General features: G+C 72.6%; 14 protein-coding genes. 4 read left to right on the forward strand and 10 right to left on the reverse strand.

From position 1 onward, the window contains the following. Positions 1 to 30 precede the first annotated feature (30 nt). On the reverse strand, positions 31 to 1182 hold the full coding sequence (locus tag ACWD4U_RS00160) for an LCP family protein (protein ID WP_363459688.1): 1152 nt from the start codon (positions 1180 to 1182) through the stop codon (positions 31 to 33). A gap of 172 nt (positions 1183 to 1354) precedes the next feature. On the opposite strand from ACWD4U_RS00160, the gene ACWD4U_RS00165 reads away from it, so the two are divergent. Then, a complete protein-coding gene (locus tag ACWD4U_RS00165; RefSeq protein WP_363459689.1) occupies positions 1355 to 2698 on the forward strand; it encodes a UDP-glucose dehydrogenase family protein in 1344 nt (447 codons plus the stop codon). A gap of 28 nt (positions 2699 to 2726) precedes the next feature. After that, positions 2727 to 3149, forward strand: a complete 423-nt coding sequence (locus ACWD4U_RS00170; protein ID WP_363459690.1) for a CoA-binding protein — start codon at positions 2727 to 2729, stop codon at positions 3147 to 3149. A gap of 43 nt (positions 3150 to 3192) precedes the next feature. Here ACWD4U_RS00170 and ACWD4U_RS00175 read toward each other — a convergent pair whose 3' ends face one another. The 4 genes from ACWD4U_RS00175 to ACWD4U_RS00190 are packed head-to-tail and all read right to left on the reverse strand — an operon-like array spanning position 3193 to position 6962. Further along, the gene (locus tag ACWD4U_RS00175; RefSeq protein ID WP_363459691.1) at positions 3193 to 4020 is read right to left on the reverse strand and encodes a MerR family transcriptional regulator; all 828 of its coding nucleotides are present in this window, start codon (positions 4018 to 4020) and stop codon (positions 3193 to 3195) included. A gap of 47 nt (positions 4021 to 4067) precedes the next feature. Continuing rightward, a complete protein-coding gene (locus tag ACWD4U_RS00180; protein WP_363459692.1) occupies positions 4068 to 5261 on the reverse strand; it encodes a dipeptidase in 1194 nt (397 codons plus the stop codon). Between the two features lie 13 nt (positions 5262 to 5274). Further along, a complete protein-coding gene (purE, locus tag ACWD4U_RS00185; RefSeq protein WP_363459693.1) occupies positions 5275 to 5799 on the reverse strand; it encodes a 5-(carboxyamino)imidazole ribonucleotide mutase in 525 nt (174 codons plus the stop codon). Beyond that, on the reverse strand, positions 5796 to 6962 hold the full coding sequence (locus ACWD4U_RS00190; RefSeq protein ID WP_449787063.1) for a 5-(carboxyamino)imidazole ribonucleotide synthase: 1167 nt from the start codon (positions 6960 to 6962) through the stop codon (positions 5796 to 5798). The genes purE and ACWD4U_RS00190 overlap by 4 nt, the downstream gene beginning before the upstream one ends. Positions 6963 to 7113: 151 nt before the next feature. On the opposite strand from ACWD4U_RS00190, the gene ACWD4U_RS00195 reads away from it, so the two are divergent. Beyond that, positions 7114 to 7611 carry a GtrA family protein gene (locus tag ACWD4U_RS00195; RefSeq protein ID WP_363459694.1) on the forward strand — a complete coding sequence of 166 codons (498 nt, stop codon included), beginning with the start codon at positions 7114 to 7116 and terminating at the stop codon, positions 7609 to 7611. Between the two features lie 7 nt (positions 7612 to 7618). On the opposite strand, the gene ACWD4U_RS00200 is transcribed toward ACWD4U_RS00195, so the two are convergent. Both ACWD4U_RS00200 and ACWD4U_RS00205 read right to left on the reverse strand, forming a co-directional pair. Further along, on the reverse strand, positions 7619 to 8857 hold the full coding sequence (locus ACWD4U_RS00200; protein ID WP_363459695.1) for an ATP-binding protein: 1239 nt from the start codon (positions 8855 to 8857) through the stop codon (positions 7619 to 7621). Positions 8858 to 8870: 13 nt separating this feature from the next. Continuing rightward, the gene (locus ACWD4U_RS00205; protein ID WP_253797838.1) at positions 8871 to 9545 is read right to left on the reverse strand and encodes a response regulator transcription factor; all 675 of its coding nucleotides are present in this window, start codon (positions 9543 to 9545) and stop codon (positions 8871 to 8873) included. Between the two features lie 318 nt (positions 9546 to 9863). Between ACWD4U_RS00205 and ACWD4U_RS00210 the strand changes: the two genes are divergently transcribed. Continuing rightward, a complete protein-coding gene (locus tag ACWD4U_RS00210; RefSeq protein WP_363459696.1) occupies positions 9864 to 11372 on the forward strand; it encodes a peptide MFS transporter in 1509 nt (502 codons plus the stop codon). Between the two features lie 7 nt (positions 11373 to 11379). On the opposite strand, the gene hutI is transcribed toward ACWD4U_RS00210, so the two are convergent. The 3 genes from hutI to ACWD4U_RS00225 all read right to left on the reverse strand — a co-directional run bounded on the left by hutI (position 11380) and on the right by ACWD4U_RS00225 (position 15174). Beyond that, complete coding sequence (gene hutI / locus ACWD4U_RS00215; protein ID WP_363459697.1) at positions 11380 to 12546, reverse strand: imidazolonepropionase; 1167 nt, start codon at positions 12544 to 12546, stop codon at positions 11380 to 11382. Positions 12547 to 12649: 103 nt separating this feature from the next. Beyond that, positions 12650 to 14002 carry a formimidoylglutamate deiminase gene (locus tag ACWD4U_RS00220; protein WP_363459698.1) on the reverse strand — a complete coding sequence of 451 codons (1353 nt, stop codon included), beginning with the start codon at positions 14000 to 14002 and terminating at the stop codon, positions 12650 to 12652. Beyond that, on the reverse strand, positions 13987 to 15174 hold the full coding sequence (locus tag ACWD4U_RS00225; protein WP_449787064.1) for an allantoate amidohydrolase: 1188 nt from the start codon (positions 15172 to 15174) through the stop codon (positions 13987 to 13989). The genes ACWD4U_RS00220 and ACWD4U_RS00225 overlap by 16 nt, the downstream gene beginning before the upstream one ends. Positions 15175 to 15180 lie beyond the last annotated feature (6 nt).

The raw sequence follows: 15180 nt of genomic DNA on the forward strand, positions 1-15180 counted from the left end.
TGGCGGTCATCCTATGATCGCGCGCGCCGCTCAGCGCACGCTGTCGCCCAACGTGTCGGCGGTGGTGCGGTGTTGGGCGAGGTAGTCGTCCATCTTGTCGTTCCGCATCGCCTCCCAGAGCAGGACCGCCGAGGAGTCGTCCATCAGCACCACCGACTGGCCGTCGACGGTGTCGAAGCCGCCGAACGGCGCGTTCATGAAGTGCACGCCGTCCGGGCGCACCGCGCGCAGGCTCCACGCCAGGTCGTAGAGGTCGGTGTTGGAGAGCCGGTCGTCCACGCTGACCACGTCGCCGACCGACTGCAGCAGGCCGGTCAGCCTGGCCGGGCTGGAGAGCGTGCCGGAGTTCATGGTCTGCAGCATCAGGGCGCGCAGGAAGTTCTGCTGCCGCTTGGTGCGGTCCAGGTCGCCGTTGGGCAGGCCGTGCCGCTCGCGGACGTACAGCAGGGCCTCGGCGCCGTCCATGTGGTGGGTGCCGGCCAGCCACTCGCGGGCGTCGCCCTTGGCCTCGATGGTGCGCGGGATGGTGATGTCCACGCCGCCGATCGCGTCGGTGAGGGCGCGGAAGCCGTTCCAGTCGATCACCGCGACGTGGTCGATGCGGATCTTGGTGAGGTCCTGGACGGTCTGCACCATCAGCGCCGGGCCGCCCCACGAGTAGGCGGCGTTGATCTTCGACTTCCCGTGGCCGGGGATCGGCACCAGGGTGTCGCGCGGGATCGAGACCACCGTGACCGACTTCCGGTCCGCCGAGATGTGCATCAGCATCATGGTGTCGCTGCGCTGCGCGCCGACCTGCCAGGCCGGGGCCTTGGCGTTCTGGCCGGTGGTGGGCTGGTCGGCCCGGGCGTCCAGGCCGACCAGCAGGAAGGTCTGCCCGGCGTGCGGGACCGGCGGCGGCTGGGCCGAGGCGGGGACGCTCGGGAAGGCGTTCGGGATCCGGGCCACCGAGGAGGCGTAGTGGTCGGCGGTCCACACCAGGAGGCCGAAGCCCGCGCCGAACAGCACCAGGAGCACCGCGAGCGTCCAGACCAGCAGCCGCCGACCGCGCCGGCGAGCACCGGTCGGCTCGGCCTCGACGGGGTCGTCCTCCGTACCGGGGTCGGCGTCGTCGTCGCGGTCGAAGATGCTCAACGGGCCGGGTTCCTGGTCGTCCTGGGCGGCCCGCTCCTCGGCAGTCATGCGCGCATTGTGAACCTTCCGCACAGGTCTTCGAGGAGAAACCGTGAAATCGCCGCCCCGAACGTTCCGCTGAGCACGGAAAATGGGGGATTCGGCGAGGGCGGCGGGGCGGCTACCATCAGTGCCTGCGGCCGTCGGCAACCAGAACGGCCCGTACCCGAAGGGAACGCACGTGGCTCCCCGCATCACGGTGATCGGCACCGGCTATCTGGGCGCGACGCACGCCGCCTGCATGGCCGAGCTCGGCTTCGAGGTCCTCGGACTGGACATCGACCGGGACAAGATCGCCGCGCTGGCCGCGGGCCGGGTGCCGATGTACGAGCCGGGCCTGTCCGAGCTGCTGGTCAAGCACGTCCCCGGCCACGAGGGCTCGTCCGGCCGGCTGCGCTTCACCGACTCGTGGGAGGAGGTCGCCGCCTTCGGCGACGTCCACTTCATCTGCGTCAACACCCCGCAGCGCAAGGGCGAGTTCGCCGCCGACATGAGCTACGTCGACGCCGCGGTGGAGTCGCTCGCCCCGCACCTGGACCGGCCCACCCTGGTGGTCGGCAAGTCCACCGTGCCGGTGGGCAGCGCCAGCCGGCTGGCGGAGAAGCTGGCCGCGCTCGCCCCGGCCGGTGCCGAGGCCGAGCTGGCCTGGAACCCGGAGTTCCTCCGCGAGGGCTTCGCGGTGGGCGACACCCTGCACCCGGACCGGCTGGTGGTCGGCGTGCGCTCCGCGCGCGCCGAGGAGCTGCTGCGCGCGGTGTACGCGACCCCGATCTCCGAGGGCGTGCCGTTCGTGGTCACCGACTTCCCGACCGCCGAGCTGGTGAAGGCCGCCGCCAACTCCTTCCTGGCCACCAAGATCTCCTTCATCAACGCGATGGCGGAGGTCTGCGAGAGCGCCGGCGCCGACGTGGTGCAGCTCAGCAAGGCGCTCTCCTACGACGAGCGGATCGGCGGCAAGTTCCTCAACGCCGGCCTCGGCTTCGGCGGCGGCTGCCTGCCCAAGGACATCCGGGCCTTCATGGCCCGGGCCGGGGAGCTGGGCGCCGACCAGGCGCTGACCTTCCTGCGCGAGGTCGACTCGATCAACATGCGGCGCCGCTCGCGGATGGTGGAGCTGGCCCGCGAGCAGTGCGGCGGCGGCTTCCTGGGCCGCCGGGTCGCGGTGCTGGGCGCGGCGTTCAAGCCGAACTCGGACGACATCCGGGACTCGCCGGCGCTGAACGTCGCCGGGCAGATACAGCTCCAGGGCGCCCAGGTGACGGTCTACGACCCGAAGGCGATGGACAACGCCCGCAAGATGTTCCCCAGCCTGTCCTACGCCGACACCGCGATGGAGGCCGTCCAGGGCGCCCACGTGGTGCTGCACCTGACGGAGTGGCAGGAGTTCCGCGAGCTCGACCCGGCCGAGGTCGGCGCGGTGGTCGCCGAGCGCCGACTGCTGGACGGCCGCAACGTGCTGGACGGCGAGCGCTGGCGCGCGGCCGGCTGGACCTACCGCGCGATGGGCCGCCCGTTCGCGGAATGACCGAAGGCGCCGCCCCGTTCTCCCCGGTATGAGCAACCACACCGTGGACTACGGGGACGACGCCGTCGTCCGGAAGATCCTCACCTCCTCCGGCGACACCTGGGCCGTGGTCGGCCTCTCCACGAACACCCGGCGGGCCGCGTACGGCGTGGCCCGGGTGTTGCAGAAGGCCGGCAAGCGGATCGTGCCGGTGCACCCGAAGGCCGAGGAGGTGCTCGGCGAGCAGGGCTACGCCTCGCTCGCCGAGATCCCGTTCCCGGTCGACGTGGTGGACGTGTTCGTCAACTCCGAGCTGGCCGGCGCGGTCGCCGACCAGGCGGTGGCGGTGGGCGCCAAGGCGGTCTGGTTCCAGCTCGACGTGATCGACGAGGCGGCCTGCGAGCGGACCCGCGCGGCCGGCCTCGACATGGTGATGGACCGCTGCCCGGCGATCGAGCTGCCGCTGCTGTGAGGCGGCGTCAGACCGTACGGACCGCCGCCGCCGTGACGCGACGTCAGACCGCGCGGACCGGGAAGGCGATGTCGCAGGCCGGGTCGTTCGGGGCGGCGGCCATGAAGTCGGTGAAGTACACCTCCCGGCCCGGCCCGGTCCGCTCGGCGCCCGCCGTCTCGGCCCACGCGCACACCGCGTCGTAGGCGCTGAGGATCTGCGGGTACTCCACCTGCGCCCTGGTGATCCGGGTGTACGCCTCGCGGTGGGCCGGCTCGACCCGGTGCTCGACCGTCACCTCGGCGGCGCGCGCCGGGTCGACCGGCACGCACACCTCCACCGGGCCGTCGCTGTCCTCGTTGACGTCGCCGTGGTAGACCACGAACGGCGCCCCCACCACGCCGCCGTACGCCTCGGCGGCCTCCGACAGTCGGCCGATCGCGCCGCCGATGAAGCCGTCCAGGTCCTTCGGGTAGGCGCGCCGGCGTTCGGTGAGCACCAGCTGCTCCGGCACCTCGCGCTGCTCGATCTCGAACATCTCGTTGATCCCTTCCAGTCCGCTGAGTTGGACGCGGAGGTGGTCGGCCAGCGTCCGCTGCGACGCGGTGCGCCGCTCGACGGCCGCCCAGTACGCGGCGACCCGCTCGGCCGCCTGCGGGCCCGGCAGGGCCAGCACCTCGGCGACCGTGGCGAGCGGCATGTCCAGGCCGCGCAGCCGGACGATCAGCCGCGCCGCGGCCAGCCGCCCGGCCCGGTAGTACCGGTAGCCGGTGTCCGGGTCGACCCGGTCCGGCGGCAGCAGTCCCTGCCGGTCGTACAGCCGCAGCGCCTTGGGCGACAGCAGACCCCGGCGGGCGAACTCGCCGATGGTGAGCAGCCGTTCCTCCTCCACGTCCTCGACCTTCGGCTCTGCCCCAGGGTCAAGGTCAAACGGCCCGGTCACGCCCCGTCCAACGCCTCGCGGGTGGCCAGCGAGGGGCCGCGCTGGGCCTGCAGGCGGCGGGCGGCGGACTCCGCCTCGCGCAACACCCGCACCGCGTTGTGCCAGGTGAGCTTGGCCAGGTCGGCCTCGGACCAGCCGCGGTGCAGCAGTTCGGCGATCAGGTTGGGGTAGCCGGCGACGTCGTCGAGGCCGTCCGGGGTGAAGGCGGTGCCGTCGAAGTCGCCGCCGATGCCCAGGTGGTCGATGCCGGCGACCTCGCGCATGTGGTCGAGGTGGTCGGCGACGGTCGCGGCGGTGGCCACCGGGCGCGGGTGGGCGGCCTCGTGGGCGCGCTGCACGGCCATCGCCTCGGGGGTGGTGTCCAGCGGGTGGAAGCCGTTGGCGCGCATGTTGGCGTCGGCGGCCAGGGTCCACTCGATCGCCGCGGGCAGGACGAACTTCGGCACGAAGGTGGCCATCGCCACGCCGCCGTTGTCGGCGAGCAGGGCGAGCACGTCGTCGGGGATGTTGCGCGGGTGGTCGCAGACCGCGCGGGCCGAGGAGTGCGAGAAGACCACCGGGGCGGCGGTGACCCGCAGGGCGTCGCGCATGGTGTCGGCCGAGACGTGCGAGAGGTCGACCAGCATGCCGAGCCGGTTCATCTCGCGGACCACCTCCTCGCCGAAGGCGCTCAGCCCGCCGTGCACCGGCCGGTCGGTGGCGGAGTCGGCCCAGGGCACGTTGGAGTTGTGGGTGAGCGTCAGGTAGCGGACGCCGAGCGTGTACAGCGCGCGCAGGGTGGCCAGCGAGGAGTTGATGGAGTGTCCGCCCTCGGCGCCCATCAGCGAGGCGATCCGCCCCTCGGCGCGGGCGGCCTCCAGGTCGTCGGCGGTGAGGGCCAGCCGCAGCCGGTCGCCGTGCCGTTCGGTCATCGCCCGGACGAAGTCGATCTGCTCCAGGGTGGCGCTGACCGCGCCGTCCCCGGCGAGTTCGGCCGGCACGAAGACCGACCAGAACTGCGCACCGACCCCGCCCGCCCGCAGGCGGCCGAAGTCGGTGTGCAGCCGGTGGCTCTGGTCGGCCGTCAGGTCGACGGCCTCCAGGTCGTAGCCGGCCTGGGCGCGCATCGCCCAGGGGAGGTCGTTGTGGCCGTCCACCACCGGGGCGGCGCGGAGGGCGGACCGGGCGCGGTCGAGCAGTTCGGGGGTCATGACCCCCGTTCTACTACTTGCCGAAGCCGAAGGAGTCGCTCCCCGCCACCTTGGCGCGCAGCTTGCGGCCCTTCTCGGTCGCCTGGGTGTTCAGGTCGGCCTGGAACTCGACCATCTTCTCGGCCAGTTCGGGGTCGAAGGCGGCGAGCATCCGGACCGCCAGCAGTCCCGCGTTGCGGGCGCCGGCCACCGACACGGTGGCCACCGGCACGCCCGCGGGCATCTGCACGATGGACAGCAGGCTGTCCATGCCGTCCAGGTAGCGCAGCGGCACCGGCACGCCGATCACCGGCAGCGGGGTGACGGAGGCCAGCATGCCGGGCAGGTGGGCGGCGCCGCCGGCCCCGGCGATGATCGCCTTCAGGCCGCGGCCGTGCGCCCGCTCGCCGTAGGACACCATCTCGCGCGGCATCCGGTGCGCGGAGACCACGTCGACCTCGTAGGGGATCTCGAACTCGTCGAGGGCCTGCGCGGCGGCCTCCATCACGGGCCAGTCGGAGTCGGAGCCCATCACGATGCCGACAAGAGGCTCAGTCATTCGGTGATCGTCCCTCGCAGGTAGGCGGCCGCGTGGCGGGCGCGCTCGCGGACGTCTTCGAGGTCGTCCCCGAAGACGTTGACGTGGCCGACCTTGCGGCCGGGCTTCACGTCCTTCCCGTACATGTGGATCCGCAGCCCGGGGTCGCGGGCCATGCAGTGCAGGAAGGCTCGGTACATGTCGGGGTAGTCGCCGCCGAGGACGTTGACCATCACGGTCCACCTGGCGCGCGGGCGGGGGTCGCCGAGCGGCAGGTCGAGGACGGCCCGCAGGTGGTTCTCGAACTGCGAGGTGACGGAGCCGTCCTGGGTCCAGTGGCCGGAGTTGTGCGGACGCATGGCCAGCTCGTTGACCAGGATCCGGCCGTCCCGGGTCTGGAACAGCTCGACCGCCAGGTGGCCGGTGATGTCGAGGTCCCCGGCGATCCGCAGCGCCAGCTGCTGGGCCTCGTCGGAGAGCGCCGGGTCCAGCTCGGGCGCGGGGGCGGTGACCTCGGCGCAGATGCCGTTCTCCTGGACGGACTCCACCACCGGGTAGGCGACCGCCTGCCCGCTGGGCGAGCGCACCACGTTGGCGGCCAGCTCGCGGACGAAGTCGACCTTCTCCTCGGCCAACACCGGCACGCCGGCCAGGAACGGCGCGGCCGCCGCGGCCTCGTCCGCGACCACCCAGACGCCCTTGCCGTCGTAGCCGCCGCGCACCGTCTTCAGCACGACGGGGTAGCCCTCCCCCTCCTCGGCGAACGCGGTGACGTCCGCCGGGTCGGCGACCAGCCGGTGCCGGGGGCAGGGCACGCCGATGGCGTCCAGCTTCGCCCGCATCACGCCCTTGTCCTGCGCGTTGACCAGCGCCTCCGGCCCGGGCCGGACGGCCACGCCCTCGGCCTGCAGGGCGCGCAGGTGCTCGGTGGGCACGTGCTCGTGGTCGAAGGTGACGACGTCGCAGTCGGCGGCGAAGGCGCGCAGCGTCTCGAGGTCGCGGTAGTCCCCGTACACGGTGGTGCCGACCACCTGCGCGGCGGACTCCTCGGGGGAGTCGGCGAGGAGTTTGAAGCGGATGCCCAGCGGGATGCCCGCCTGGTGCATCATGCGGGCGAGCTGCCCACCGCCGATGACTCCGACCACTGGAAAGTTCGCATTGCCCGCTACTGTCACGTGCTCCAGGATATCGGGGCCGGTCGGGGGCCTCGTACCGGCGTTTGCTCCAGGGGTGCGCCCCGGGCCGGGACGGAGCACTCAGGAAGTGCCGGTAGCCTGGTGGGCCGAGTCCCGCGACACCACTATCCGATCATGTGAGCAGACGGAGAGAGCCCGGATGACGAGCAGCACCGAAGCGCGCCCCTCGCTGGTCCAGCGGATGCGCGGTCTCTCCACCGAGGCACTCGGCTTCGCCCTGATCGGCGCCACCGGCGTGGTGGTCAACTTCGGTCTGTTCTGGTTCCTCACCAACGGCTTCGGCCTGGCGTCGCTGCGGTCGAACGTCGCGGCGACCCTGGTGGCGATCGCCACCAACTACCTCGGCTACCGCTACTGGCTCTACAAGGACCGCGACGCGGCCTCCCGCAAGCGCGAGATCACGCTCTTCCTGCTGTTCAGCGGCATCGGCATGCTGATCGAGACCGGCACCCTGGGCTTCACCCAGTACGTGCTCGGCCTGGACTCGCCGTTCGAGAAGCTCGGCGGCAAGGTCCTCGGCCTGGTGGTGGCCACCGTCTTCCGCTTCGTCTCCTACCGCACCTGGGTGTTCAAGGCGCTGCCGGAGCTGGAGGAGTCCGAGGCGGTCGAGCCCGAGCTGGCGCTCGCGGGCAAGTAGCGGCGCGTCAGTCGTCCGCGCGGGCGACGAAGAGCGCGAACACCGGCGGGCGCAGCGACAGCAGTTCGAGGCGTCCGCCGTCGGCTTCCGCGAGGTCGCGGGCGACGGCCAGTCCGATGCCGGTGGAGTTGCGGCCGCTGACGGCCCGTTCGAAGACCCGGTTGCCGAGTTCCCTGGGCACGCCCGCGCCCTCGTCCTGCACCTCGGCCACCACCGAGCTGCCGGAGCGCCGCACCCGCAGGGTGATGGTGCCGGCGCCGTGCATCAGCGAGTTCTCGATCAGGGTGGCCAGCACCTGGGAGACGGTGCCGGGGGTGCCGATCACCCGGGCGCCGCGCAGGCCCTCGATGACCAGCCGCCGTCCGCTGTCGCGCAGCGTCGGCGCCCACTCCTCGACCTGCTGCTTGACCACCTCGTCGAGCGGGAAGGTCACCGCGGTGGGGCTGTTGGGGTCGCGCTGGTTGGTGAGCAGGCGCTGGACGACGTCGGTGAGCCGCTCGACCTGCTGCAGGCCGATGGTGGCCTCCTCGCGGACGGTGGCCGGGTCCTCGGCGAGCGCGGTGATCTCCTCCAGCCGCATGGAGAGCGCGGTGAGCGGGGTGCGCAGCTGGTGCGAGGCGTCGGCGGCGAGCCGGCGTTCGGCGGTCAGCATCCGGGCGATCCGTTCGGCGCTGGTGTCCAGCACCTCGGCGATCCGGTCGAGTTCGGGCACCCCGTAGCGGCGGCCCTGCGGGCGGGGGTCGCCGGAGCCGAGCCGTTCGGCGGTCTCGGCGAGTTCGGTGAGCGGCCGGGCGAGGCGCTTGGCCTGCCAGACCGCGAGCGCCACGGCCGCCTGGACGGCGAGCAGCGCGACCACGCCGAGCAGCAGCAGCATGTTGCCGATCTCGTGGTCGAGCGCGGTGCGGGACTGCATGACGGTGACGGTCTCGCCGCTGGCGCCGGTCTCGGTGGCGGTCAGCGCGTCCTCGGTGACCGGGCGGCCGATCGCGATCAGCGGCTGCCCGGGGATGTCCACGGTGACGTAGAAGCCCTCGGTGACCACCGCGGCGAGGTTCTCGCCGGTGACCGGCTCGCCCGCGGCGAGCCGGCTCTCCACCAGGCCGAGCACCCGGACCGCCACCGCGTCCACCCGGTCGTGGGCGGCGTTGACGATCGACTGCTTCTCGATCAGGGCCAGCGGCACGCAGAACACCGCGACCACCACCAGGACCACACCCAGCAGTGAGTTGATCATCCTGCGCTTCACGCCGGGTGGACCTTCAGTTCTTCTCGAAGCGGAAGCCGACGCCCCGCACGGTGGCGATGTAGCGCGGGTTGGCCGCGTCGTCGCCGAGCTTCTTGCGCAGCCAGGAGATGTGCATGTCCAGGGTCTTGGTCGAGGTCCACCAGGTGGTGTCCCAGACCTGACGCATGATCTCCTCGCGGGTGACCACCCGGCCGGCGTCCCTCACCAGGACCCGCAGCAGCTCGAACTCCTTGGCGGAGAGGGTGAGTTCCTCGTCGCCGAGCCAGGCGCGGTGCGACTCGATGTCGATCTTCACGCCGTGCGCGCCGGTGGTCAGCTGGTCGACGTTGCCGCGCCGCAGCAGGGCCCGGACCCGGGCCAGCAGTTCGGCCAGCCGGAACGGCTTGGTGACGTAGTCGTCGGCGCCGGCGTCCAGGCCGACCACGGTGTCCACCTCGTCGGCGCGGGCGGTGAGCACCAGCACCGGGAAGCTCTTGCCGTCGGCGCGCAGCCGCCGGCACACCTCCAGGCCGTCCATCTCGGGCAGCCCGAGGTCGAGCACGATCAGGTCGACGTCCTCGCTGAGTCCGGCGCCCAGGGCGGCCGGACCGTCTTCGCGGACGAGCACCTCGTAGCCCTCGCGGCGCAGCGCGCGGGCCAGCGGTTCGGAGATTGCCGGGTCGTCCTCGGCCAGCAGCACACAGGTCATAGGGGCGATGGTAGACCGCCTGACGGCCGCTGATCAGGGGGTGTTTCGCGGGCTCGACGGGCCCGGCCCCGCGGCTGTGAACCGGCTCACAGAGAGTGATCAACTTGACTTGAGAGGAACCTTCGGAGCCAACTGCGCTTTCATGGACATTCTTCGCAGTACCCTTGCGTTCGCAGGTAATGTTCCGCTGCTGGCATTGATTTGCACGGCGAACGGCCACTGTTCTTTACCTTCCGAATACCATTCACGCTCCGCGATCAGCTGATCTCACGACTTACAGTGGTCGGACCCCCGATGAAGACAGGCAAGGAAACACCCATGGCTTCGACCACCCTGGAGTCCGAGGTACGGCCCACCGGCGCTCAGGAGCGCACCTTCCTCGGCCACCCCCGCGGCCTGGCCACCCTCTTCATGACCGAGACCTGGGAGCGCTTCAGCTTCTACGGCATGCGCGCGCTGCTGGTGGTCTACATGTCCGCCAAGGCGGCCGAGGGCGGCCTCGGCATGCAGGTGGCGACCGCCACCGCCGTGTACTCGGTCTACAACGCCATGGTCTACCTGCTCGCCCTGCCCGGCGGCTGGATCGCCGACCGGCTGCTCGGCGCCCGCCGCACGGTGGCGCTCGGCGGCGCGGTCATCATGGTCGGCCACTTCCTGCTGGCCGTGCCCGCCTCCGCCTCGTTCTTCGCCGGCCTGGTGCTGATCGCGGTCGGCTCCGGACTGCTGAAGGCCAACATCTCGACGATGGTCGGCCACCTCTACGACGGGCCCAACGACGCCCGCCGGGACGGCGGCTTCACCATCTTCTACATGGGCATCAACCTCGGCGCCTTCCTCGCGCCGCTGGTGATCGGCACTGTCGGCCAGCAGGTCAACTGGCACCTCGGCTTCGCGCTGGCCGGTGTCGGCATGGCGCTCGGCCTGGTCCAGTTCCTGTTCGGCACCCGCCACCTCAGCCCGCGCTCCAGCGTGGTGACCTCCCCGATCACCCCCTCCGAGCGCAACGCCGTGCTGCGCAAGGCCGGCCTGTGGCTGGCCGCCGCCGCGGTCTTCTACGGCGTGGTCGCCGGCACCGGGCACTTCACCATCTCGTGGGCGATCTGGCCGCTGTCGCTGGCCGGCCTGGCCATCCCCGCGCTGGTCTTCGCCCGGATCCGCCGCGACAGGGCGCTGTCCGGCGAGGAGCGCTCGCGGATGAGCGGCTACCTGTGGTTCTTCGCCGCCGCCGCGGTCTTCTGGATGATCTACGACCAGTCCGGCTCCACGCTCAGCGTCTTCGCCGAGCGCAACACCGCGGGCAGCCTGTTCGGCTTCGACTTCCCGTCCAGCTGGTTCCAGTCGCTGAACCCGCTGTACATCATGGCGCTGGCCCCGGTCTTCGCCTGGCTGTGGAACGTCGCCGCGCGCCGCGGCCGCAACCCCTCCACCACCGGCAAGTTCGCCTTCGGCCTGCTCATGATCGGCGCGTCCTTCCTGGTGATGATGCTCGCCATGGCCGCCGCCACCGGCGGCGCCAAGGTCACCCCGCTGTGGCTGGCGGTGGTCTACCTGATCCAGACCGTCGGCGAGCTCACCCTCTCCCCCGTCGGACTCTCGGTCACCACCAAGCTGGCCCCGGCGAAGTACGCCTCCCAGATGATGGGCATCTGGTTCCTCGCCGTCACCGCCGGTGACTGCGTGGCCGCCCTGGCCCAGCTCCTGCTCGGTGACGACGTGGTCGGCTCCACCTGGTACTTCGCCGTCCAGGGCGCCCTCGCCATCGTCGCGGGCCTCGGCCTGCTGGCCGCCCGCGGTCGGGTCGGCCGGCTGATGGGCGACGTCCGCTGACCCCTGGTCAGACCCGGCGCACCCCGCCCTGCCACACGGCGGCGGTGAGCGGGACGCCCGGGCGGTAGGCCAGGTGCACGTGCGAAGGCGCGTCCAGCATCAGCAGGTCCGCCCGGGCGCCCGGCGCGATCCGACCCACATCGGTCCGCCGCAGCGCCAGCGCCCCGCCCGCGGTGGCGGCGTGCACCGCCTCGTCCGGGGTCATCCCCATCTCGCGGACCGCCACCGCGATGCAGAACGGCATCGAACTGGTGAAGCTGGAGCCCGGGTTGCAGTCCGTCGACAACGCGACCCGGGCTCCGGCGTCCAGCAGCCGCCGCGCACTCGGGTACTCCGCCCGGGTCGAGAACTCCGCGCCCGGCAGCAGCGTCGCCACCGTCTCGCCGCCGGCCAGCGCCGCCACGTCCTCGTCGGTCAGGTGCGTGCAGTGGTCCGCCGAGGCCGCCCCCAGCTCCACCGCCAGCTGCACCCCCGGCCCGTAGGTCAACTGGTTGGCGTGCACCCGCGGCCGCAGCCCCTTGGCCATGCCCGCCTCCAGCACGGCCCGCGCCTGCTCCCCGTCGAACGCGCCGCGCTCGCAGAACACGTCCACCCAGCGCGCGTACGGCGCGCAGGCGTCCAGCATCTCCCCGGTCACCAGCTCCACGTAGCCCGCCGGGTCGTCGGCGAACTCCGGACCGACCACGTGCGCCCCGAGGTACGTCGTCTCCTCGGTGTGCCCCGCCGCGATCCGCAGCGACCGCGCCTCGTCCGCCGTGCTCAGCCCGTACCCGGACTTCACCTCGACGGTGGTCGTCCCCTGCCGCACCATCTCGCCCAGGTAGCGGGTCAGATTGGCGTTCAGCTCCGCATCGCTCGCCGCGCGGGTCGCCTGCACCGTGGTCCGGATCCCGCCCGCGGTGTACGGCCGGCCCGACATCCGCGCGTTGAACTCCGCGGTCCGGTCCCCCGCGAACATCAGGTGCGAGTGGCTGTCCACGAACCCCGGCAGCACCGCCCGGCCCTCCGCGTCCACCCGCTCGTCGGCCGCCGGAGCGTCCTTCGCCGGACCGACCCACACGACCCGCTCGCCCTCCACCACCACGGCGGCATCGGCGAGCAGCCCGAGCGACCCGTCGCCGATCGACGGGTCGTTGGTGACCAGGGATCCGACATTGGCAATGAGCAGGCTCATACGAGGACTTCATCCTTAACTAGTCGGTTCGCACCCCGCCGGGGGCGCGGGGGGTTGCGCGGAGCGGAAAGCGCACCTCGGCGGGATCGCGTGTCAGGGGCCGCTACCGCAGCGCGGCGATCGAACTGCCGAGCGCTCCCGCCACGTCCGGAACGAGCTGGTGCACACCGTCCCTGACGACGTGTCGGCCGCCGACCACCAGGTGCCGGACGTCCGCCGCGCTCGCCGCGAAGACCGCGGTCTCCGCGCCCAGCGCGGCCGGCGGTCCGGCGGTCCGCACCGAGTCGAGGGCGATCACGCAGAAGTCGGCGAGCGATCCGGCTTCCAGCCGCCCCGCCTCGGGCCAGCCCAGCGAGGCGTGGCCGTCCTCGGTGCCGGCCCGCAGCAGCGCGTTCGCGGTCCAGTGGCCCCGGGTCCGGGTCCGCAGGCGCTCGTCCAGCTCCAGCGCCCTGGCCTCCTCGAACGGGTCGATGACCGCGTGGCTGTCGCTGCCGAGGGTGATCGGGCAGCCCGCCGAGGCCAGTCGCCGGGCCGGGCCGATGCCGTCCGCCAGGTCCCGTTCGGTCGTCGGGCACATGCACACCGCGGTGGAGGTGTCGGACAGCAGCCGGATGTCCTCGTCGGTCAGGTGCGTGGCGTGGACCGCGGACGTGCGCGGCCCGAGCACGCCGTGGTCGGCGAGCAGCCGGGTCGGGGTGACGCCGTGCGCGGTCAGGCAGGCGTCGTTCTCGGCGGTCTGCTCGGACAGGTGGACGTGCAGCGGGGCCTTGCGCATGGCGGCCCAGTGCGCGACCGTCCCGAGCTGCTCGGCCGGGACGGCCCGCACGGAGTGCACCGCCGCCCCGATCCGCGCGTGCTCGGCCGGCGAGAGCCCGGACGCCCGCTCGGCCCACGCGTCGGCGTCGCCGTCCGAGAACCGCAGCTGGGTCGCGTTCGGCTCCGCGCCGAAGCCGGACGACAGGTAGCAGGTGTCCAGCAGGGTGATCCGGATGCCGGCCCGCAGCGCCGCCTCGATCAGCGCCTCGCCCATCGCGTTGGGCGCGTCGTACCGGACGCCGCCGGGCGCGTGGTGCAGGTAGTGGAACTCGCCGACCGCCGTGATGCCCGCCAGCGCCATCTCGGCGTACACCGCGGTGGCCAGCGCCAGGTAGCTGTCGGGGTCGAGCGCGGAGGCGACCCGGTACATGGTGTCGCGCCAGGTCCAGAACGTCCCCGAGCCGACCTGGACGGAGCCGCGCAGGGCGCGGTGGAAGGCGTGCGAGTGGGCGTTGGCCTGGCCGGGGAGGGCGAGGCCCGCGAGGCGGACGGCGCCGTCGGGGCAGGGCCCGCTGTCGGGGGTGACCTTGGCGATGCGTCCGCCGGGCCCGACGGCGATCAGGACGTCGCGTTCGACCACGGGGCCGTTGACGTGGGGGATCCAGGCGTGTTCGGCCCAGTACGTCACGACGGCTGACATGCGAGGTCCTCCAGTACGTCGGCGAGGGCGGCGACTCCGGCGTGGCAGTCCGGGGTCTCGGCGTACTCGGCCGGGGAGTGCGAGACGCCGCTGGGGTTCCGTACGAACAGCATGGCGGTCGGGACGGCGGACGCCAGGATCCCCGCGTCGTGTCCCGCGCCGGTCGGCAGGACGGGGGCCTTCAGCCGGTCGGCGAGGCGGTCGCGCAGCGGTCCGTCGAAGTCCACCACGGGCGTGTACGACTCCCGGACCAGCTCGACCCGCACCCCGTCGCGCTCGCCGCGCTCGGTCGCGGCCTGCGCGATGGCCTCGACCACCTGACGGAGCGTCGCCTCGTCGGCGGCCCGGGAGTCCAGCCAGCCGCGGACCAGCGAGGCGATGGCGTTGGTGCCGTTGGGTTCCACGGCGACCTTGCCGAAGGTGGCGAGCGCGCCGGCCAGCCGGGCCTTCTTGCGGGCGGCGAGGACGGTGGTGGCGTAGGTCAGCATCGGGTCGCGGCGGTCGACCAGCCGGGTGGTGCCGGCGTGGTTGGCCTCGCCGTGGAAGTCGAAGCGCCAGCGGCCGTGCGGCCAGATCGCGCTCGCCACGCCGACCGGCTGGTCCTCCGCCAGGTACCGGCCCTGCTCGATGTGGAGTTCGACGAACGCGCCGATCCGGCCGAGCAGTTCGGGGTCGGCGCCGATCAGCGACGGGTCGCGCCCGGCCCGCTCCATGGCGTCCGGCAGCCGCACCCCGTCGGCGTCGCGCAGCGCGTACGCGGCCTCCCGGTCGAGGACGCCGGTGGCCAGCCGGCTGCCGACGCAGGCGACGCCGAACCGGGCACCCTCCTCGTCGCCGAAGTTGACGATGCCCAGCGGCCGCGTGAACCCGACGCCCCTGGAACGCAGTTCGTCGAGCGCGGCGAAGGAGGACACCACGCCGAGCGGCCCGTCGTACGCGCCGCCGTCCGGAACGGAGTCCAGGTGCGAGCCGGTGACCACGGCGTCCCCGCGGGCCGGGTCGCCGAGCCAGGCCCACTGGTTGCCGTTGCGGTCCGTCTCGTACCGCAGCCCCCGGGCCCGCGCCTGGTCCTCGAACCAGGCGCGGCACTCGGTGTCGGCGGAGTTCCAGGCGTGCCGCCGGTAGCCGCCGGAGGAGGCGGAGCGGCCCACGGGGAGCAGCTCCGCCCACATCGCGTC

Source organism: Kitasatospora sp. NPDC002522, assembly GCF_053595195.1.